The sequence below is a fragment of the Streptomyces sp. SID5464 genome (assembly GCF_009862985.1).
GTDB lineage: Bacteria > Actinomycetota > Actinomycetes > Streptomycetales > Streptomycetaceae > Streptomyces > Streptomyces chartreusis_D.
In genome coordinates this window covers 72,015-93,549 of the sequence record NZ_WWIQ01000007.1, presented here as the reverse complement: position 1 = coordinate 93,549, position 21,535 = coordinate 72,015, and the positions used below count along the sequence as shown (strand labels likewise).

Below are 21,535 nucleotides of genomic sequence, written 5' to 3'. Positions count from 1 at the left end.
GCCCCCACGAAGACTAGGGGCGGACACTCCGTGATCCATCCAGGAGCCTGCCTCAGCGACCACTCTGCGGTGGGCTCCGCCGTCTCCCAAGGTACTGGCGGCGGGGTGCCCCGCGCCACCAGCCCAGAGGGCTCGGCGCCCCCACGCGCCCCTCTTCACAACCGATGCGCCGCCCCCGTGGGCGCCGCCCCCCGCGTGTCCAGCAGCAGCTGGGCCTTCACCGACAGGCCCTGGAGGTCGTACGTGCGGTGCTGCTGGAGCAGGATGGTCAGGTCCGCGTCGGCGACCGCCTCGTAGAGGGAGTCCACGCGGGGGACGGGGCGGTCGAGGACGCTCCAGGCGGGCACGTGCGGATCGTGGTAACTGACCGAGGCGCCCAGTTCCAGCAGGCGCAGGGCAACCTCCTGGGCGGGGGTGCCGTGCAGGTCGGCGAGGTCGGGCTTGTAGGTGACGCCCAGGAGGAGCACGCGTGCGCCCCGGGCCGACTTGCCGTGCTCGTTGAGGAGCGTGGCGCCGCGCTGGACGACGTAGCCGGGCATCCGGTTGTTGACCTGCTGGGCCAGTTCCACCATGCGCAGGGTGCGGCCGCCGTGGGCGGTCAGGTCCTGCGGGACGGCGTGGCCGCCGACGCCGGGACCGGGGCGGAAGGCCTGGAAGCCGAACGGCTTGGTCTCCGCGCAGCGGACGACGTCCCACAGGTCGACGCCGAGGTCGTGGCAGAGGACGGCCATCTCGTTGACGAGGGCGATGTTGACGTGCCGGTAGTTGGTCTCCAGGAGCTGCACGGTCTCCGCTTCGCGGGGTCCACGCGCGCGTACCACCTTGTCGGTGAGCCGTCCGTAGAAGGCGGCGGCCGACTCCGTGCAGGCCGGCGTGAGGCCGCCGATGACCTTGGGGGTGTTGGCGGGGGTGAAGTCGCGGTTGCCGGGGTCGACGCGGCTGGGGGAGTAGGCGAGGTGGAAGTCGCGGCCGGCGCGCAGACCCGATCCCTCTTCGAGGAGGGGACGCAGGAATTCCTCTGTCGTCCCTGGGTACACAGGTGACTCCAGGATCACAGTGGTGTGCGGGCGCAGGTGCGCGGCCAGGGTGCGGGCGGCCGCCTCCAGCTGGCTCAGGTCGAGTCCGCCGTCGGCGCCCCGCGGGGTGGGGGCGCAGATGACCGCGGTGCGTACCCGGCCGAGCTCGGTTGCGTTCGTGGTCGGCCGGAAGCCCCCCGAGAGCATCCGGCGCTGTTCGGCGGGGCTGAGGGAGCCGGCCTCGGGGCCGGTCCGGTAGCCGATGGTGGCGACGCCGGCGGCGACGGCGGCCTGGGCCAGGGGCAGGCCGTACGGGCCGAGTCCGATGACGGCGAGATCTGCGGGCATGGCGTGGCCGTCCTTCCCGATAGCCGAAGTGGGACAGGTGCGCAAGCCCTGTGGACAGGACGGGCGAGCGCAATGTCAGACTAGGAGTAAATATGACCGATATGCGGGATTGCTCGCCCGAGTTTCGGTGAGTGTCCCGTGGACGTTGTCCACAGGCTGACGGCCCGTGGTGGCTGAAGTCGGGCAACACGGTCAGAATTTGGGCATGGGGGATACGGACGGGGTCTCACCCGACGGGTGCGGCCGGCGCGACCGATGAGCGGGAGGCAGCGGTGAGGACAGCGACACTCGGGCCGGCGCAGCGCGTCGAGTCACTCGCATCTATGGCCGAGCGCGAGCTGGACGTGCTGGTGGTGGGCGCAGGCGTGGTCGGTGCGGGCACCGCCCTCGACGCCGCGACCCGGGGCCTGTCCACGGGCCTGGTCGAGGCGCGCGACTGGGCGTCCGGCACCTCCAGCCGGTCCAGCAAGCTGATCCACGGTGGCCTGCGCTACCTGGAGATGCTCGACTTCGCGCTCGTACGGGAGGCCCTGAAGGAGCGCGGCCTGCTGCTGGAGCGGCTCGCCCCGCATCTGGTGAAGCCCGTGCCGTTCCTGTACCCCTTGCAGCACAAGGGCTGGGAGCGCCTGTACGCAGGGTCGGGCGTCGCGATGTACGACGCCATGTCCATGGCCCGTGGGCATGGCCGGGGCCTGCCCATGCACCGCCACCTGACCCGCTCTCACGCCCTGCGGGTGGCGCCCTGCTTGAAGAAGGACGCGCTGGTCGGGGCGCTTCAGTACTACGACGCCCAGATGGACGACGCTCGCTATGTGGCGACCCTGGTGCGCACGGCGGTGGCCTACGGCGCCAAGGCCGCCAACCGCGCGCGGGTCACGGGCTTCCTGCGCGAGGGCGAGCGGGTCGTCGGCGCGAGGGTGCAGGACGTCGAGGCCGGCGGCGAGTACGAGATCCGCGCCAAGCAGGTCGTCAACGCGACCGGCGTGTGGACGGACGACACCCAGGCGATGGTCGGGGAGCGCGGCCAGTTCCACGTCCGGGCGTCCAAGGGCATCCATCTGGTCGTCCCGCGCGACCGGATCCACTCCACGACCGGGCTGATCCTGCGCACGGAGAAGTCCGTGCTGTTCGTCATCCCCTGGGGGCGGCACTGGATCGTCGGCACGACGGACACCGACTGGGACCTCGACAAGGCCCACCCGGCCGCGTCCAGCGCGGACATCGACTACCTGCTGGAACACGTGAACTCGGTCCTCGCGGTACCGCTCACGAGGGACGACGTCCAGGGCGTGTACGCGGGCCTGCGGCCCCTGCTCGCGGGTGAGTCGGACGCCACCAGCAAGCTGTCGCGCGAGCACACCGTGGCGCATCCGGTGCCCGGGCTCGTCGTCGTGGCGGGCGGCAAGTACACCACCTACCGGGTCATGGCCAAGGACGCGGTGGACGCGGCGGTGCACGGGCTCGACATGCGGGTCGCCGAGTGCGTCACCGAGGACGTGCCGCTGCTGGGCGCCGAGGGCTATCGAGCGCTGTGGAACGCGCGGGCACGGATAGCCGCCCGGACCGGACTGCATGTGGTGCGGGTGGAGCACCTGCTGAACCGGTACGGGACGATGACCGAGGAGCTCCTCGCGCTCATCGCCGAGGACCCCTCCCTGGGTGAGCCCCTGCCGGCGGCCGACGACTATCTGCGCGCGGAGATCGTGTACGCGGCCTCGCACGAAGGGGCGCGGCATCTGGACGACGTGCTGACCCGGCGGACGCGCATCTCCATCGAGACCTTCGACCGGGGCACGCGCAGCGCGCGCGACGCCGCCGAGCTGATGGCGACGGTCCTCGGCTGGGACAAGGACCAGATCGAGCGCGAGGTGCAGCACTACGAGAAGCGGGTGGAGGCCGAGCGGGAGTCGCAGCGCCAGCCCGACGACCTCACGGCGGACGCGGCGCGGCTGGGGGCGCCGGACATCGTGCCGTTGTAGGACGCTGTCACCCGAACGGGTGCGGGGAAGTGGGACCTTCGTTCGGAACCCGCTCGTTCTACGAGGTGCGGGGGCAGAACTCGGCCGCGAGCACCGCGGGTTCGAGACCGGGATCTGCGATCGCGTCCGTGTTCACGCGGAAGGTGAGGACACGCCGGCCGTCGACGGTGGCCGCGGCGCGCACGTAGCTGCCGGATATGTGCCCGTTGTGCCCCCACACCGTGGTGCCGCACGGCAGTTTCTCGGGAAACAGGCCCATGCCGTACGCGCCGTGCGCGGCACGGGTGTCGAGCATCTCGCGCAGCCTGCGCGGAGGCAGCAGCCGGCCGCCGAGCAGGGCCGAGTAGAAGCGGTCCAGATCGGCGAGCGTGGTCACCAACTCGCCCGCGGCGCCGGCCACCCGCGGGTCGAGATCGGTGACGTCGGTGCCGTCGGCGGCGTAGGCGCGGCCGTGCGGAGAGGGCAGCGAGGAGCGGGATCCGGGGAAGGAGGTGCCCGTCAGTTTCAGGGGAGTGATGATGCGCCGCTCGGCCTCGGCGGCGTACGAGTGGCCGGTGACCTGCTGGACGACCATGCCGAGCAGGACGTAGTTGGTGTTCGAGTAGGAGAAGCGGCCGCGTTCGGCCGGGGGGTGGGTGAGTGCGATGCGTACGGCCTGACGGGGTGTGACGGGTGCGGTTCCGCCGGTGTCCGCGGTGTAGTCGTACAGGCCGCTGGTGTGGGTGAGCAGGGAGCGCAGGGTCAGCGCGCGGCCGTCGTTGCCCGCTCCGCGCACCAGGCCCGGCAGGTGCTGCTCCACGGTGTCGGACAGCGACAGCCGGTGCTCGGCGGCCAGTTGCAGCACGACCGTCGCGATGAACGTCTTCGTGACGCTGCCGGCGCGGAAGTGGTCCGCCCGGGAGATTCCCTGCCCGGCGTGGGCATAGCGCGTGGTGGTTCCCTCCTGGGCGAGCAGGGCCGCGGCCGGAGCCCTGCCCTGGGTCACCAGCAGGGGGAGCACCGCGTCCGTGGGCGGAGCGGAGAGAGCCGACGAGTCGGCCGGAGGCAGGCCGAGGACGGCGACGGACACGGGCAGGGCCAGCAAGGTCCGAAAGGGCGGCACACCGGCTCCTCCCTGGTCGGGGCGTCGGGGGCCCATCATGCAAGGCGGCGCGCTGGGCGCAGCACCCGGGTTCCGGGTGGGCGGCCCGCCGGGGCGTTCCGCCAGGGGGCCCCTGGGCGCTGGGCACTTGTCGGGTGAGAGACAATGGAGGCTCTGTCAGGGCGGGTTGTATGAGGGGACGCATGTCGGAGGCGGAGCGGGCGGGCACATCTCGTCAGGACACTCGTCAGGACAACATGGAGCGTCTCCTCGCGGGGCGTTACCGGCTGGGCAAGGTGCTCGGCCGCGGGGGCATGGGCACGGTGTGGCGGGCCGAGGACGAGACGCTGGGGCGGACGGTCGCCGTCAAGGAGCTGCGGTTCCCGTCGAACATCGACGAGGAGGAGAAGCGGCGGCTGATCACGCGGACGCTGCGCGAGGCCAAGGCGATCGCGCGGATCCGCAACAACAGCGCCGTGACGGTCTTCGACGTGGTCCAGGAGGACGACCGGCCCTGGATCGTGATGGAACTCGTCGAGGGCAAGTCGCTCGCCGAGGTCATCCGGGAGGACGGCCTCCTCGAGCCGAAGCGGGCCGCCGAGGTCGGGCTCGCCGTCCTGGACGTGCTGCGCTCCGCGCACCGCGAGGGCATCCTGCACCGCGACGTGAAGCCGTCCAACGTGCTGATCGCCGAGGACGGCCGGGTCGTGCTCACGGACTTCGGCATCGCCCAGGTCGAGGGCGACCCGTCCATCACCTCGACCGGCATGCTCGTCGGCGCGCCCTCCTACATCTCCCCCGAGCGGGCACGCGGGCACAAGCCGGGCCCGGCGGCCGACCTGTGGTCGCTCGGCGGGCTGCTGTACGCGGCGGTGGAGGGCGCGCCGCCGTACGACAAGGGGTCGGCCATAGCGACTCTCACGGCGGTGATGACCGAGCCGCTGGAGGAGCCGAAGAACGCCGGCCCGCTGAGGGACGTCATCCACGGGCTGCTCACCAAGGACCCCGCCAAGCGGCTCGACGACGCGGGCGCGCGGGCGATGCTGAACTCCGTCATCCACGCACCCGTGACGGCCGAGCCGGAGCCGATGGACGCGACGAAGGTCGTGCCGCTGCCGGCGCAGCCGGACAAGGCCTCGCGCAAGGGCAGTTCGGCGGGGTCCGGGAGCAAGCGGAGCGAGGAGGCCGGGGAGCGGTTGCGCGGTGCGCTGCGTTCCGTGCGCAAGGCCGCCGCCGGAACGGCCGGGGCGTCGGCCGCGTCCCGGACCCGGGCCGAGGACGGTACGACCGCATCCGGACCGGAAGGCGGAAAGGCCGGGGCCGGGGACGCGGGTGCGTCCGTGCCGGAGCCGGGTTCGGCGGCGGCGTCGGCCTCGGGGGCGGCTGCCGGGGCTGGTGCAGGGTCCGGTGCGCACGGGACGAAGGGCGAGCCCGGGGGCCGGAGTTCGGGGTGGCCCGTCATGCCGCGGCCGGACCTGCCGCCACGGCCCGCGCCCAGGGCGCCGCTCACCGACGTGGTGCCGCGGCGGACCATGATGATCATCGCGGCGGTCGTGGTGCTCGCCGTGATCGGCACGGTGCTCGCCATCGCGCTCAGCGGAGACGACAAGGACTCGAAGGGGGCCGCCGGCGAGCGCGGCGGCAAGACCGTCGCCACCGCGTCGGGCAGCGCCGACACCAAGGGCGACGCGAGCGACGGCACGCGCACCGACAGCGCGGCGACGCAGCCCGCGCAGTCGGGGTCCGCCTCGAACAGCACGCCCGACGGCCGCGCGAGCGAGTCTTCCGGTGGCGGCAAGGGCACCGCCGCGGAATCGACGCACCAGGGCAGCCAGGGATACTCGATCGGGCTGCCGAAGGGGTGGAAGTACCAGTCCACGGGGGGCGCGGGCGACCGGTTCACCGGGCCCGACGGGCAGAAGCTGCTCATCGCCTGGACGTCCACGCCCAAGGGCGACCCGGTGGCGGACTGGAAGAGCCAGGAGCGCTACATGCAGCGCGCGCAGTACAAGAAGATCCGAATAGAGCAGGTGGACTACCGCGACTGGAACACGGCCGACTGGGAGTTCACCTACGTGGAGAGCGGCACCGAGTACCGGACCATCGACCGGGGTTTCGTCGTCGACGACCGGCAGGGCTACGCGCTCATGTACACGGCGAAGGCGGCCGACTGGGACGGTGAGCTGCGCAAGGAGACCTGGCGGACGCTGACCAAGACCTTCGAACCCAAGTCCTGAGCATGAGCGGCCCCGGGTTTGGGGAGTGAGATCTGGCATCCCCCCATTGCGGGTTGCCTGCGGCACGTATCGTAAATGTTTGCGGACCGTGCGCAGCCGGAACGGACCGTGGGGCGAACGGATGTGACCGACCAGGCTGCCGGGGGAGGCATCGTGGACGACTATGCGGGACGGGTGCTCGCCGACCGCTACCGCCTGCCGCTGCCGCCGTCCGACGAGTACGAACTCACCGAATCCCGGGCCTTCGACACCTACAGCGGACAGGAAGTCCTGGTCAGACAGGTGCCGTTGCCGGAGGTGGTCGAGGCGGAGGTCCTCGACGCGGAGGGGCTGCCCGACGGCTTCACGGCACGTGACGGTGGCGCGCGGCGGCCCGGCGCCCGTCCGGGCACCCGACGGCCGACGGATCCGGTGGTACGGCGCGCGGTCGAGGCCGCGCAGGCCGCGGCGGCCATTCCCGATCACCCCCGACTCGACCAGGTCTTCGACGTGTTCGCCGAGGGCGGCTCGCTGTGGATCGTCAGCGAGCTGGTGGCCGCGCGTCCGCTGGCGGCGCTGCTCGCCGAGAAGCCGCTGACGCCGTACCGGGCGGCCGAGGTGGCCTCCGACGTCCTCATGGCGCTGCGGGTGCTGCACGCGCACGGCTGGGTGCACCGGAACATCACCGCGCGGACGGTCCTCGTCTGCGACGACGGCCGGGTGATGCTGACCGGGCTGGCCGTGGGCGCGGCGGAGGAGGCGCTGTGCGGGTACGACCCCGTTCCGGCTCCGGCCCTCGACGAGCCCGGCCAGGAGACCGGTGGCGCCGCGATGGTCAATGGCGCCGGAGGCCCGGGGCGTGCCGGGGGCCCGGGAGGCGTCGGCGGCGCGGGTGATCCCGAGGCCGCGCGGCGGGCCGCCATAGAGGCCCGGGAAGCCCGGGGGCTGCCGACGGCCGGTGCCGGCGCGGGAGGCGCGGGCTCGCCCGTGCCGGCCCGCAGGAGCGTGGAGGACAGCGAGGATCCGCGGGCCGCGCGGGCCGGGGCGATCGCGGCCTACCGGGCGGGTGCCCGGGCCGCGGCCCGGGTCCAGGAGGCGCAGCAGAACGGCCGGGCCGCGCTGCCCGGTGCCCGGCCCGCCCCGGACGGCGGACCCGGGCCCCACGGCAACGGCTCGGTGCAGTCGCCGTACGTCCCCGGGCAGAGCACAGGCCCCGGGGCGCCCCCGCCAGGGCGGATAGCCGACCCCTACGGCGTGGGCGGCGCCCCCCGTACGACCGCCTGGCACGGCGCCACACCCCGCGGCGGAACCGGCAGCGCGCCCGCACCGCAGGAACAGGAGCAGACGGCTGTCTCCCCGGCCTCGGACCCCGTCGCCCCCGGCGAGTCCACCCGGTGGGACGACCTGGTCGCCCACACCCCGGCACCCCGGCGCGGCCCGGCCACGGCCCTGGCCGCCGAGCGGGCGCGGCAGGCGCGGATGGCCGTGATGGGGCCCGTGACGGAGCGCTGGGCGCCCGAGCAGGCCGGACCCGTGCACGAGAACTGGCAGTTGGCCGCGCCGATCGGTCCCGCCACCGACCTGTGGGCGCTGGGCGCGCTGCTCTTCAGGGCCGTGCAGGGGCATGCGCCCTACCCGGAGGAGTCGACGGCCGAGCTGGTGCAGATGGTGTGCGGGGAACCGCCCGCGTACGCCGAGGAGTGCGGGCCGCTCAGGCCGGTCGTGGAGTCGCTGCTGCGTCAGGACCCGACCGAGCGCCTGGACTTCGAGGAACTGCGCGGCTGGCTGCGCTCGCTCGTGCGCTCGGCGCCCGAGCCGGAGGCCGGTGTGCACGTCGTCGCGGCGCCGCCCGCCGACGCGAGCCGGCTGCCCGTCGTACGGCGCCGGGGCGAGCTCGTGCGCAGGCGGCGGGCCGGGCTGCCCGCGCACCACGGGCGGCACAAGCGGGCCAAGAAGGAGTCCCGGTCGCCGCACCGACTCGGCCGGACCCTGCTCCTGCTCGTCCTGCTCGTCATGGCCGCGGCGATCGCCTACGCCATGCTCTTCATGCCCAAGTCGCAGAGCGACGGCGCGCAGGGCACGGACCGCACCGGTGCCGCCGGTGAGGTCAGTCAGGCGCCCGAGGCGGACGCCAGCGGCGAGCCCCGGCCCGACCGGGCGTCGCCCGAGCCTGAGAAGAGCCCGTCGACATCGGCCGGTTCCACACAGACGCAGACCACCGGCCCGGAGGTCGCCGACGGCTTCACCCTGCGCAAGGACTCGGCGGGCTTCCAGGTCGCCGTAGCCAAGGGCTGGGACCGCACTCCACGAGGCGGCAGCGGTCAGGTCGTCTACGCGAAGGGCGACTTCGAGCTCATCGTCGTACCCGGCCGGGACAGCGCGTCGGAGTACGGCAGCGATCCGATGGACTACCAGCGGGAGAGGGAACGCGAGTTGCAGCCGTACCGCGATTCCAGCTGGGCCACCTCCACGGGGCTGAAGACGATCGAGGTGGGCGGGCGGACCATGGCCGAGGGGCAGTTCACCTGGACCGGCGACGACGGGGGCGAGCTGTACGTGCGCAACCTGGCGATGCTGGTCGCCGGGCGGTACCACGTGGTCCAGGTGCGCGGCCCGGAGTCCGAACGGGACGAGGTGACGCGGCTGTACGAGCAGGCGGCGGCGACGTACCGGGTGACGAAATGACCTTCTGAGCCGGCTGTCGTGCGCCGGAGTTCACCTCCCGGTTCCCTTCCGTCCCGGACACCGACAACCGTCACAGTGCGGTCACCGTGGTACCCCGCTTGTTCCCTGGGGATGGGCGGGTCCTTACGCTGACCCTGTCAAGACCATTGCGGGGCAACGTGAATCAGATGCAGGGCCTGCTCGTCGCGGGCCGCTACCGGCTCGCCGACTCCATCGGCAGTGGCGGCATGGGCCGGGTATGGCGAGCACATGACGAGGTGCTGCACCGGTCCGTCGCCATCAAGGAGCTGACGGCCGCCCTCTACGTCTCCGAGAGCGAGCAGGCCATCCTGCTGGCGCGCACCCGGGCCGAGGCCAGGGCAGCCGCGCGGATCAACCACTCCGCGGTCGTCACCGTGCACGACGTGCTGGAGCACGACGGCCGCCCGTGGATCGTGATGGAGCTGGTCGAGGGCCGCTCCCTGGCCGACGCGGTCAAGGAGGACGGGCGTGTCGAGCCGCGCGAGGCGGCGCGCATCGGCATGTGGGTGCTGCGGGCCCTGCGCGCCGCGCACGCCGCCGGCGTCCTGCACCGCGACGTCAAGCCGGGCAACGTCCTCCTCGGCCGGGACGGACGCGTCCTGCTCACCGACTTCGGCATCGCCCAGATCGAGGGCGACACCACCATCACCCGCACCGGAGAGGTCGTCGGCTCGGTCGACTACCTGGCGCCCGAGCGCGTGCGCGGCCACGACCCGGGCCCGTCCTCCGACCTGTGGGCGCTCGGCGCGACGCTCTACACCGCGGTGGAGGGCCGCTCGCCGTTCCGCCGCACCACACCGCTGACCACCATGCAGGCGGTGGTCGAGGAGGAGGCCGCCGAGCTTCAGCACGCGGGTGCGCTCACGCCCGTCATCACCGCCCTGCTGCGCAAGGATCCGGCCGCCCGGCCCGACGCGTCCGAGGCCGAGCAGATGCTCGCCGAGGCGGCGGAGGGGCGGCGGCCGAACGGGGCGCAGGCCTATGTGCCGACGCAGTACGGGGGATCGTCGCCGTACCGGGACGCGCACAGCGGCAGGAGCGCGTCCGGCACCAATCCGTCCGGCACGAACTCGTCCGGCACGGGCGCGGTCGGTAACGGCTCGGGATCGCACACCCGGACGCCGCTCCCGCCGCTGGCCGGGACGCCCGCCGGCGGGACGCCGACGGCCGGTGCCGCCACGGCCGGCACGCCGACGGCCGGTGCCGCCACGGCCGGCACGCCGGCGGCCGGGGCCTTTGCCACCGGCCACGGGACGCCCGGTCCCACCCGGCTCGGTCCGATGGCGACGGGCCCGCAGCCGGCCGGTTCGGGGCGACGCCGCCGGCTTCGTACCCTCGCCCTCGTCGTCGCTCTCGCGGCCATCATCGGCGGGGGCACCGCCGTGGCGCTCCAGCAGTGGAACGAGAGCCGGCAGACGGCGAGCGGCGCAGCCGGCTCGTCCGGTACCACGAGCACGGAGCAGCCCGGGAGTTCGGTTCCCGCCGGCTGGACCCGCCGCGACGACCCCGCGGGTTTCAGCCTCTACCTGCCCAAGGGATGGAAGCGCCAGACCTTCGGCCCGCAGGGCGAGCTCAAGCAGATCGACTACACGCCCGACGGCGGACGGCACTTCGTCCGGATCGCCGTCGACACCTCCCCGGACTTCGCCGACCCGTACGCCCACCAGCTCGACCTGGAGCAGCAGTTGCAGCGGCTGGTGGACTACAAGCGAGTGAAGCTGGAGCGCAACGTCTACCGTGACCGGGACGGCGCGCTGTGGGAGTACACCTGGACCGCGCAGCCGAAGGACACCAAGTTCCCCGGTCCGCGCAGGGCCATCGAGGAGACGTACGTCGCCCGCGACGGCACCGAGTACGCGCTCTACATGTCGGCGCCCGCGCGGGACTGGGCGAAGGCGCGCAAGCAGTTCACGTCGCTGCTGCAGGGCTGGCACGAGAAGACCCCCTGACGTGGGAGCCCTCTGACGCAGGGCCATGTGTTTCGGCCACCCGCGGGTCGCTGCCCCGGAGCCCCTCCCTCCGGTGGGGCATGATTGCCGCATGGGGACCGAGGGGCACAGCATGCGTGTCATCGCGGGCCGTTACCGGCTCGAGGCGAGGCTCGGGCGCGGTGGCATGGGCGTGGTCTGGCGGGCGACCGACCAGCTGCTCGGCCGGGGCGTGGCCGTCAAGGAGCTCCCCTTCGACGAGACGCTCTCCGCGGCGGAAGCGCGCCGGCAGCGGGACCGTACGCTGCGCGAGGCGCGGGCGGTCGCACAGCTGAGCCATCCGCACATCATCGTCGTCCACGACGTCGTCGAGGACGACGAACGCCCGTACATCGTCATGGAGCTGATCGAGGGCGGTTCCCTCGCCGACCGCCTCGCCACCCAGGGCCCGGTCGACGCCGCCGAGGCGGCACGGATCGGCATCGCCCTGCTCGGCGCGCTGCGCGCCGCGCACGCGGCCGGGGTTCTGCACCGCGACCTCAAGCCCGACAACGTGCTGCTGGAGGCCGGTACCGACCGGGTCGTCCTCACCGACTTCGGCATCGCCCAGGTCGCGGGCGCCCCCACGCTCACCGAGAACGGCTCCTTCGTCGGCTCACCCGAGTACACCGCGCCCGAGCGGATGTCCGGGGTCAGGACCGGGCCAGAATCCGACCTGTGGTCGCTGGGCGCGCTGCTGTGCGCGGCCCTCAGCGGCGAGTCGCCGTTCCACCGCGACTCGCTGGGCGGCGTCCTGCACGCGGTCGTCGTCGGCGACATCCGCCCGCCCGCGCAGGCCGGGCCGCTCCTGCCCGTCGTACAGGGCCTGCTGGAACGCGATCCCGATCGGCGGCTGGACGCGGACCGGGCGGAGCGGATGCTGCGGGCGTTCCGCGAGACGGGCAGCACGCCGCAGGCTCCGCCGCCCGGGTACGCGCCGACGGCGCGGGGTGCCTCGCACGGACGGCCGCAGGACAGCGCCGATCGGCAACCGCCGGTGCCGCCGACGGACCTGCCCGGGCCGGACGAGCGGCACGAGCAGTTGCTCCGGCAGCCCACGCGCCGGGTGCTCGTGGCCGCGCTGCTGGTCGCCGCGATGGCCGGGGCGGGCGTGTCGGCGGCGGCGCTGCTCATGGACGAGGGCGGCGGCGACGGCGGCCGTACGCCGAAGAGTTCGGCGCCGGAGACGCCCTCGGCCGGACCCTCCGCCCACCGGTCGGGCACTCCGAGCACTCCCGCAGCGACCAGCGCCACCACCACCGCGGCCGCCTCACCCTCGCCCTGACCCGGACATCGACGGAACGTGAACCGGCGTCCGGCCAGGGCCTCGCGTCGACAAGCGGCCGCCCCGCGGGGTACTGATGGGGCATGAGCAACGACGGGGGTGGGACGGGCGCCCAGGGCCGGTCGATCGGTGGGCGGTACCGGCTGATCGAGCGCATCGGCTCCGGCGGGTCGGGCACCGTCTGGCGGGCCTACGACGAACTCGTGCAGCGGGAAGTCGCCGTGAAGCAGCCCCGGTTGCCGGGCGATCCGGGCGACCCGGAGGACGAGAGCCGCCGGCGTGCGGCCCACCGGCTCTACCGCGAGGCCCGCGCCGCCGCCCGCGTCGACCATCCCGCCGCCGTCACCATCCACGACGTGGTCGTCGAACCGGAGCGGCAGCCGGAGGCACGGGCCGGGCGGACCGTTCGCCACGGCCGGGTCGGACGCGACGGGCTGGACGCGGTCGACGCGGCGCTCGACGGACTCCCCTGGATCGTCATGGAGTTGGTGCCGGGCGGGTCCCTGCACGAGGTGCTCCGGCGCGGCCCGGTGGAGGCGCGCGAAGCCGCCCGGATCGGCCTCGCCGTCCTCGGTGCGCTGCGTGCCGGGCACTCCGTCGGCATCGTGCACCGGGACGTGAAACCGGCCAATGTGCTGCTCGGCCCGCACCGACGTGTCGTCCTCACCGACTTCGGCATCGCCCATGTGCAGGGCGAGGAGTCGCTCACGACCGGCGGGGAGTCCATCGGCTCGCTGGAGTTCGTCGCGCCCGAGCGCATGACCGGCCGCATCGCCGGGCCCGCCTCCGACCTGTGGTCCCTGGGCGTACTGCTGTACGCGGCCGTCGAGGGGGCGTCCCCGTTCCGCCGGGACACGCCGGAGGCCACGCTCACCGCGATCCTCGCCGCCGAGCCGCCCGAACCGAAGCAGGCCGGACCCCTCGGGCCGCTGATCGCGCGCCTGCTGGTGAAGGAACCCGAACAGCGGCCGGGCGCAGAGGAGGTCGCGAAGGCGCTGGAGGCGGCGGCCGGGCAGCGGCCGGCGTCGGACGAGACACCGAAGGAGCCTCAGCAGGCCGCGCATACACGGGAGTCTGCGAACGTACGGGACTCTGCGCGGATGAGCGACTCTGTCGACATACGTGACTCTGCGAGCATGCAGGAGTCCGCGGACGACACGGTACCGCCGAAGCGTCAAGGCCTCCTCCGCCCCGGCCCCCTCGCCCTGATGAGCGCGCTCCTCGCCGGCGGCATAGGCGCCGCCACCCACCTCGGCGACACCAGCAGCGCGGAGACGACCGAAGAGGCCGCCCGCAAAAGCCCGGCCCCCACCGCCCCTGGCCCGAGTCCTGACGGCGCCTGGACCCCGCACCGAGACCAGGACATGGCGGCCGTACTCCGGCTCCCGAGCCACTACCGCGAACTCGACAAGGCCGGCAGCACGACCGACCAGCCCCGGACGGCGCTCTACGGCAGCGAGCGGGGCGGCTCGATCCAGGTCCGCCTCCTCGTCTGGGACAAGGCGCCGGGCTCCCCGATGGCCCAGGCCAGGAAGGCGCGGGTGGTCCGGGGCGGTGCCGAGGAGGACGCGCACACGCAGTACACCCGCACCAGCGTCCAGGGCTTCGAGGCCGCCCTCGCCGACACCACCTACAACCTGGACGAGGACCCCCGGCGGGTCATGCGGGTGGTGATCCGCACCGACGACGACCGCATGTACGAACTGCGCGTCGACATGCCCAAGGGCACGCCCGAGGAGACTGAGGGCACCTCGGTGTTCAAGGGCGCACGGGACCGGCTCAGGATCGTAAAAGGCTGAATCACACCCACTGGTCACCGCACAACGCCCTGATCAGGGCGTTCGTGCCAGCAGCCGCTGGCGCCTTGTGTGTACTCGGTGAAGCCGTATTACCGACGGGTACCCAAAGGCTCCGCCGGGGCATACCCTGCGCCTCATGACGGACGCGCACGCCCCGGAGAAGACCGGCACGGCACAGACCGGCACGAACCCCCTCGCCCCCGCCCCGGCGGGCGCCCGCACCGCCGCCGACGTGGTCACCCCCGAGCTGGTCGCCCAGCTCACCAAGGGCGTGGCAGGCTCCGGCCGGACCGCCAACCACACGCCGTTCACCGGCGAGAAGCTGGCCGACCTCCCCGAGTCGACGCCCGAGGACGTGGCGAACGCCTTCGAACTGGCCCGCGCCGCCCAGGCCGTGTGGGCACAGACCCCGGTACGGCAGCGCGCCGCCGTCCTGCTGCGCTTCCACGACCTGGTGCTGGAGCGCCAGGCCGAGGTGCTCGACCTGATCCAGCTGGAGACCGGCAAGGCCCGGCTGCACGCCCACGAGGAGGTCCAGGCCGTCGCGGTCGCCGCCCGGCACTACGGCCGCAAGGCCCCCGCCTACCTCCGCCCGAAGCGGCACGCCGGCGCCATGCCGACCCTCACCAAGGTCACCGAACTGCGCCACCCGCGCGGCGTCGTCGGCCAGATCGCGCCCTGGAACTACCCCCTGGAACTGTCGGTCGGCGACGCGCTCCCCGCCTTCGTCACGGGCAACGCGGTCGTCATGAAGCCCGACACCGAGACCTGCCTGACCGCCCTGTGGGCCCGTGACCTGCTCATCGAGGCCGGCCTGCCCGCCGACGTCTTCCAGGTCGTCCTCGGCGACGGCCCGGTCGTCGGCCCCGAGGTCGTCCGGCACGCCGACTACGTGTCCTTCACCGGTTCCACCCGCACCGGCCGCGAGGTCGCGCAGGGCGCCGCCGCCCGGCTGGTCGGCGTCTCCCTCGAACTGGGCGGCAAGAACGCCATGCTGGTGCTGGAGGACGCCGACATCGAGAAGGCGGCTGCCGGTGCCGTCCGGGCCTGCTTCTCCTCGGCGGGCCAGCTGTGCATCTCCATCGAGCGGCTCTACGTCCACGAGTCGATCGCGGACGCCTTCCTGGAGCGTTTCGCCGCCCGCACGAAGGCCATGCGCCTCGGGACGTCCCTGGCGTACGGCGCCGACATGGGCTCCCTGGTCGGCGAACGCCAGCTGGAGACCGTCACCCGGCACGTCCAGGAGGCGGTCGCCAAGGGCGCGAAGGTCGTCGCGGGCGGTGTGGCGCGGCCGGACATCGGCCCGTACTTCTTCGAGCCCACGATCCTCGACGGGGTCGCCACCGACATGTCCGTCTGCACGGAGGAGACCTTCGGCCCGGTCGTCTCGGTCTACCGCTTCACGAACGAGGACGAGGTGATCGAGCGCGCCAACGCCACGGCGTACGGCCTGAACTCCTCGGTCTGGACGAAGAACGCCCGCCGCGGCCAGGAGGTCGCCGCCCGCCTGCGCACCGGCACCGTCAACATCAACGAGGGCTACGCCCCCGCCTACGGCAGCGTCCAGGCACCCATGGGCGGCATGAAGGACTCCGGCCTCGGCCGCCGCCACGGCAGCGAGGGCATCCTCAAGTACACCGAGGCCCAGACTGTCGCCCACCAGCGCGTGCTCCCCATGGCCCCCTCACTGGGCATGGACGACGAGAGGTACGCCCAGTTCATGAGCCGCAGTCTGCGTCTGATGAAGGCACTGAGGTTCCGGTGACCGGCCTTCCTTAGACGCCTGGACCCACCCGCACTGCACACTCGAAGAGGAGACGGCACGTGCCCGAGGACGCTTACGACTACGACGTCATCGTCGTGGGCTCCGGATTCGGCGGATCGGTAACCGCCCTTCGCCTCACCGAGAAGGGTTACCGCGTAGGCGTCCTGGAAGCCGGCCGCCGCTTCACCCGCGAGTCCCTCCCGAAGAACTCCTGGGACCTCAAGAACTACCTCTGGGCGCCGAAGCTCGGCATGTACGGCATCCAGCGCATCCACCTGCTGGGCAACGTCATGGTCCTGGCGGGAGCGGGCGTCGGCGGCGGCTCCCTCAACTACGCCAACACCCTCTACGTCCCGCCCAAGCCGTTCTTCGAGGACCCCCAGTGGCGTGACATCACGGACTGGCAGGAGGAGCTGAAGCCGTACTACGACCAGGCCCGCCGCATGCTCGGTGTACGGCTCAACCCGACCATGACCCCGTCCGACGTGCACCTGAAGGCCGCCGCGGAGCGCATGGGCTGCGGCGACTCCTTCCACCTCGCCCCGGTCGGCGTCTTCTTCGGAGACGGCGAGGACGCCGACGGCACGGCCAAGGCCGAACCGGGTCAGGAGGTGCCCGACCCGTACTTCGGCGGGGCGGGCCCGGCCCGCAGGGCCTGCGCGGAGTGCGGCGAGTGCATGACCGGCTGCCGCCACGGCGCGAAGAACACCCTCAACGAGAACTACCTGTACCTCGCCGAGAAGGCCGGCGCTGTCGTCCACCCCCTGACGACCGTCGTCTCGGTCACCGACGACTCACGCGGTGGATACGCGGTCGCCACCCTGCCCACCGACGACCGCCGCAAGGCCAGGGGCCGGACCTACACGGCCCGCCAGGTCGTCCTCGCCGCCGGCACGTACGGCACCCAGACGCTGTTGCACCGGATGAAGGCCGGTGGCCAGCTGCCGTACGTATCGGACAAGTTGGGTGGGCTGACCCGCACCAACTCCGAGGCCCTGGTCGGCGCCCAGACCGACGACCGGCGCTACCGCAAGGCGCACGGCGCTCCGAAGGCCGACTTCACGCGGGGCGTGGCCATCACGTCCTCGATCCACCCGGACGAGAACACCCACATCGAGCCGGTCCGCTACGGCAAGGGTTCCAACTCGATGGGCAGTCTGTCGATCCTCCAGGTCCCCTACGCAGGGAGCGACTCGGGCGCCTCACGGGTCCTGGGCTTCCTCGCCCACGCGGCGAAACACCCCTTGCTGGTGCTGCGCTCCCTGTCCAACCGCCGCTGGTCGGAGCGGACCATCATCGGCCTGGTGATGCAGTCCCTGGACAACTCCCTGACGACGTACTTGAAACCGTCGGGCGTCGGCCGCGGCCTGCTCACCGCCCGCCAGGGTCACGGCGCCCCCAACCCGAAGCAGATCAAGGCGGCCACGGAGAGCGCGTCGGCACTGGCCGCCGAGATCAACGGCTTCGCCGGCTCGAACGTCGGCGAACTGATGGGAACCCCGCTGACGGCCCACTTCCTGGGCGGCTGCCCGATCGGCGACTCCCGGGAGACCGGCGTGATCGACCCGTACCACCGCCTCTACGGCCACCCCGGCATCTCGGTGGTCGACGGCGCCGCGGTCTCCGCCAACCTCGGCGTCAACCCGTCCCTCACCATCACCGCCCAGGCGGAGCGGGCGATGTCGTTCTGGCCCAACAAGGGCGAGCCCGACCCGCGCCCGCGGCAGGGCGCGGCCTACGAGCGCCTCCAGCCGGTCGAGCCGAAGTCCCCGGCGGTCCCGGCGGACGCGTTCGGCGCGCTGCGGCTGCCGTTCCTGGGTGTGCCGGCGGTACCGCCGAAGAACTGACCGACAGCCGGAAGCAGAAGAGGGACCTGCGCCCCCCTCCGAGCGCAGGTCCCTCTTCTGCTTGGTGCCACGGCCCATCGGCCGCTATGGCTTACGCCTGGACGCCGGCCTTGCGGCGACGGACCACGAAGATCGCACCGGCACCGGCGACGACCGCGGCACCGCCGACGAGGCTGATCATCGGCAGGGCGGAGCTGGAGCCGGTCTCGGCGAGGCTGCCGGTGACCTCCGGCGTGTTGCCGCTCGGCTTCTCGTCGGTGACGGGCGCCTTGCCGCCTTCGGTCGGCTTGGTGCCACCGGTGTCCGTGCCGGCCGCGACGATCTGGAACTTGTACGACACGTCGCCGAAGCCGGTGCACTCGTCGTCGTTGTCGCCGTAGATCGTCGCGCCGAGCGAGAAGCCGGCGCCGACCGGGGCGGACTTGCTGACGCTGAGGCGCAGCGGGATGTTCACCTCGTAGTCGGGCTTCAGCTCGTCGGTGTAACCGACGTAGCCGACCGCGTAGCCGCCCTCGTTGAGGTCGACCCAGGTCTTGTCCTGGGGGTCCCAGGCCTGGAGCTTGACCTGCTTGCTGGTGAACAGCTCCTCGCCGTTCTTGTCGGGGGAGGCCCCCGCGAAGAAGTCGAGGTCGTTGAGCGTGGAGTCGGAGTTGTTGAGCACGTTCAGCGAGAACTTGTGCCAGCCGCTGCCCGCCGCGATCTTGCCGGGCAGGCCGGAGATGCTGACGTCGACCTTGGTGTCCTCGCACACCGAGGGCTCGGGGTCCGGGGACTCCGACTCCTCGGGCTCGGACGCGGTGGGCGCCGGGGAGGACTCGCTCGCGGACGCGCTCGGCGAGCTGGACGTCTCGGGAGCGGACTCGCTCGCGGACGTGCTCGGAGCGGGCGGCGTCGTCTCGGGCGTGGACTCGCTCGCCGACGGCGAGCTGGACGTCTCGGGAGCGGACTCGCTCACGGACGCGCTCGGCGTGGGCGTCGTTTCGTCGGTCGCGTACGCGGCCGGTGCCGCGAGCAGTGCCACCGGGGCTATGACCGCCGTGGCGGCCGCTGCTGCCATGGCGCGGCGAAGCTTCATGAAGACCTCGGAGAGTCCGGGCGTACCGCGGTGCGCGGTACGAACGTTGGGGGAGGCCTCCGCGTGTGGGGCGCGGGAGTGGCCCTTGGTTCGCCAGGTTTGATCCGTGAAACCTGTGAATGGTTGTGCTGGCATTCACAGAATTCTTATGTGGGCTGGGTCACATCCAAGACCTTCTTGTGAACGCGCTTCCCACCCGCTTAGATCTGGGCTTCGTGTCTGAAAAGCCGCCCGACGATCAGCCGTCGGCCTCGGAGATCCCCGACGACGTCTGGGAGCAGTTCATCCGCGACACCGAGCGGGACATCCACGCCTCAGCCCCGAAGGAGCCGTCAGCGCGGGCGCGCATGGTGACCGAGCGGCTGCGGCAGCAGGAGGCCCGGGGGGAGGTGCCTCCGGGCTGGCGCACCGGTCCGGCCTGGCAGGAGATGAACGGCCGGGTGGCGCGGCGCCGCAAGCTGTGGGCCGTGCTCGGCGTGCCCGTCGCCGTGGCCGTGGCCTTGGTGGCGCTGAAACCGTCGCTGCTGCCCGGTGACCCCTTCGGTACGGACGAGTCACGCGCCGCGGCCTCACCGCTGCCTGCCGAGACCGCGGCCCCCAGTGCCGCGCCCGGGGCGTCGGACCCCGAAATCCCCACCCTGGACGAGCCGTTCGCCGGCTCCCCGGCGCTGCGCTGGGCCGACGGCGAGGCCGGCATCGTGCTGCCCGAGGCCAAAGCCGTCGGACCGGTCCCGAAGGACCGTGTGGAGCAGGCGCTGAAACTGACGAAGAAGCTGCTGGTGGGCGCCAACCTCGACCCGAAGTCGGTGCGGGGTGCCCGCCCCGAGGCCGCGCTCTCCGTGCTCGACCCCAAGCAGCCGGACGTGATCGACGACCTCGACACCGCACTGCGCTCCCCGAGCAGGGAGCACGACCCGGTGACGCTGTTCAGCCGCTTCGACCCCGACGAGGTGCGTCCGGTCGGCGACGTGATCAAGACGCGCGGGCGCATGACCTTCGAGAAGGGATCGCAGGGGGGCGTGGCCGTGCACGCCGACTACACCTTCGTCTACCCCGTCGTACGGGCCGACGGTCCCACCGAGGTCACCCGCACGATCGTGCGCCGGGTGCTCGACGTCGAACTCGCCGACCCCGCGCGGTACCGGGTCACCGAAGGCCGGCTGCTGCTCATGGAGTACGACCAGGAGATCGGCAACTCCTCCTGCGACGTCCACGACGGCTATCTGCACCCGGAGTTCCCGTCGAGCGAGCCCACGGGCGCGGAGCCGAGCGGCCCGACGACGGATCCGTACGACCGGAGCAAGGACATCGACCACGACCAGGACGCGTGCGGCACGGTGTCGCGCACCTGACGGCAGAGCGAAGGGCCCCGCGGGGTGGAGCCGCGGGGCCCTTCTTCTCGTCAGCACCGACGTCAGGGCAGCGCCGGTGCCTTGGAAGCGGCGCCGGGGGGTTGCGCCGCTGGTCTCGACCTTTGGCGGTCGGGCCATGCAGGTGTCCGCACGGGGGACTTGGGCTGTCTACGCATCGTGCTGGATGAACGCGGCGCCCGCAACCGTTTGACCCAGGCTTGTGCATTTTTGCAAGGTCCGCCGGTCGGCCCCGGGCGTCCCCGGGGCCGACCGTTCTCTTGGGTGACCGGGCTGCTGTCCCCTGCCGTCCGGTCACTTCCCTGGAGCGAGGTCCCACGACACACGGCACGATCCGTACGTCTCATCGCTCCAGCGAGCCACGCGTGGTTCTCTCGGGCCCGCGCCTGGCTGGCACGGACACCGGGACCAACGAAGCGGCTCGCGGCACGGTCACGCGCCGTACGGGTGAGAAGGGGGCGCACGTCTGTCCCGGGAACGGGGATTCAGATCCTGCCCCGGCACAGCTCCAGCAGGGTCATCGCGAGGGCCGTGCCCGGCTTGCCCAGCGCCTCCCGGTAGCGGCCGAGGACCTCCATCTCGCGGGAGAGGTTCACGCGCCGGCCGCCGGAGGAGATCCGGGCCTCCTGGATGACGGCGGAGACGGCCGCCCGTTCCTGGATCAGGCCGATGATCCGGTCGTCCAGCGCGTCGATGCGCTCACGCGCGCCGGTGATCACGCCGACGGCCTCGGGGGTGCGGGCGCCGGTCACGTCGGTGGCGTTCATGGGGGCTCCTTGTCGTCGAGGGGTGCCCCGGAGCGGCAAGGCCCGGACGACGGCAGGCGCCCCGGACCTTGTCGGCCCGGGGCGCCTGGGAAGTCGCTTGTCAGTTGCTCAAGCAGCACGACCATGGCAGCCGGCGGGCCGGATGCCATAGGTAAAGAGGAACGTCTGGTGCTGGAGCATGGGGCCAGTATGCCCCGCTCCCCGGGGGTATCCAACCCGGCTCGCATCCTGAGACGGCCCCGGTCCCCGCCGCCCGGACGGCGTCCCGCTCCACCCCGGTAGAATCGGGTGGCACAAGACCCCCGCCCCACCGC

General features: G+C 72.6%; 13 protein-coding genes. 9 read left to right on the top strand and 4 right to left on the bottom strand.

Annotation, left to right across the window (positions count from 1 at the left end; genetic code table 11):
* Positions 1-155 precede the first annotated feature (155 nt).
* Positions 156-1,364, bottom strand: coding sequence for a nucleotide sugar dehydrogenase (locus GTY47_RS07030; protein WP_010036502.1), 1,209 nt, complete (start codon positions 1,362-1,364; stop codon positions 156-158).
* Between the two features lie 272 nt (positions 1,365-1,636).
* On the opposite strand from GTY47_RS07030, the gene GTY47_RS07025 reads away from it, so the two are divergent.
* Positions 1,637-3,343, top strand: a complete 1,707-nt coding sequence (locus GTY47_RS07025) for a glycerol-3-phosphate dehydrogenase/oxidase (protein WP_010036500.1) — start codon at positions 1,637-1,639, stop codon at positions 3,341-3,343.
* A 58-nt stretch (positions 3,344-3,401) separates the two neighbouring features.
* Here GTY47_RS07025 and GTY47_RS07020 read toward each other — a convergent pair whose 3' ends face one another.
* Positions 3,402-4,445 (bottom strand): serine hydrolase domain-containing protein, encoded by a 1,044-nt coding sequence (locus GTY47_RS07020; protein ID WP_010036498.1) that lies wholly within the window; start codon positions 4,443-4,445, stop codon positions 3,402-3,404.
* 182 nt (positions 4,446-4,627) lie between these two features.
* Between GTY47_RS07020 and GTY47_RS07015 the strand changes: the two genes are divergently transcribed.
* From GTY47_RS07015 to GTY47_RS06985, 7 genes are all read left to right on the top strand, one after another.
* Positions 4,628-6,661: a serine/threonine-protein kinase gene (locus GTY47_RS07015; RefSeq protein WP_029180948.1), complete on the top strand. Its 2,034-nt coding sequence runs from the start codon at positions 4,628-4,630 to the stop codon at positions 6,659-6,661.
* A 153-nt stretch (positions 6,662-6,814) separates the two neighbouring features.
* A complete protein-coding gene (locus GTY47_RS07010; protein WP_029180947.1) occupies positions 6,815-9,325 on the top strand; it encodes a protein kinase in 2,511 nt (836 codons plus the stop codon).
* A 167-nt stretch (positions 9,326-9,492) separates the two neighbouring features.
* A complete protein-coding gene (locus GTY47_RS07005; protein ID WP_010036491.1) occupies positions 9,493-11,295 on the top strand; it encodes a serine/threonine-protein kinase in 1,803 nt (600 codons plus the stop codon).
* Positions 11,296-11,407: 112 nt separating this feature from the next.
* The gene (locus GTY47_RS07000) at positions 11,408-12,598 is read left to right on the top strand and encodes a serine/threonine-protein kinase (protein WP_231911131.1); all 1,191 of its coding nucleotides are present in this window, start codon (positions 11,408-11,410) and stop codon (positions 12,596-12,598) included.
* Between the two features lie 83 nt (positions 12,599-12,681).
* Positions 12,682-14,397, top strand: coding sequence for a serine/threonine-protein kinase (locus GTY47_RS06995; RefSeq protein WP_010036483.1), 1,716 nt, complete (start codon positions 12,682-12,684; stop codon positions 14,395-14,397).
* Between the two features lie 136 nt (positions 14,398-14,533).
* Positions 14,534-16,162, top strand: coding sequence for a succinic semialdehyde dehydrogenase (locus GTY47_RS06990; protein WP_010036481.1), 1,629 nt, complete (start codon positions 14,534-14,536; stop codon positions 16,160-16,162).
* A gap of 59 nt (positions 16,163-16,221) precedes the next feature.
* Positions 16,222-18,009, top strand: a complete 1,788-nt coding sequence (locus GTY47_RS06985; protein WP_010036479.1) for a GMC family oxidoreductase — start codon at positions 16,222-16,224, stop codon at positions 18,007-18,009.
* 91 nt (positions 18,010-18,100) lie between these two features.
* Here the strand turns inward: GTY47_RS06985 and GTY47_RS06980 are convergent, their stop codons facing one another.
* On the bottom strand, positions 18,101-19,084 hold the full coding sequence (locus GTY47_RS06980; RefSeq protein ID WP_029180946.1) for an LAETG motif-containing sortase-dependent surface protein: 984 nt from the start codon (positions 19,082-19,084) through the stop codon (positions 18,101-18,103).
* Between the two features lie 215 nt (positions 19,085-19,299).
* Here GTY47_RS06980 and GTY47_RS06975 point away from each other — a divergent pair, with 215 nt between their 5' ends.
* A complete protein-coding gene (locus tag GTY47_RS06975; protein ID WP_010036472.1) occupies positions 19,300-20,436 on the top strand; it encodes a hypothetical protein in 1,137 nt (378 codons plus the stop codon).
* Between the two features lie 503 nt (positions 20,437-20,939).
* Here GTY47_RS06975 and GTY47_RS06970 read toward each other — a convergent pair.
* Positions 20,940-21,260: a chorismate mutase gene (locus GTY47_RS06970; protein ID WP_267880835.1), complete on the bottom strand. Its 321-nt coding sequence runs from the start codon at positions 21,258-21,260 to the stop codon at positions 20,940-20,942.
* Between the last annotated feature and the right edge of the window lie 275 nt (positions 21,261-21,535).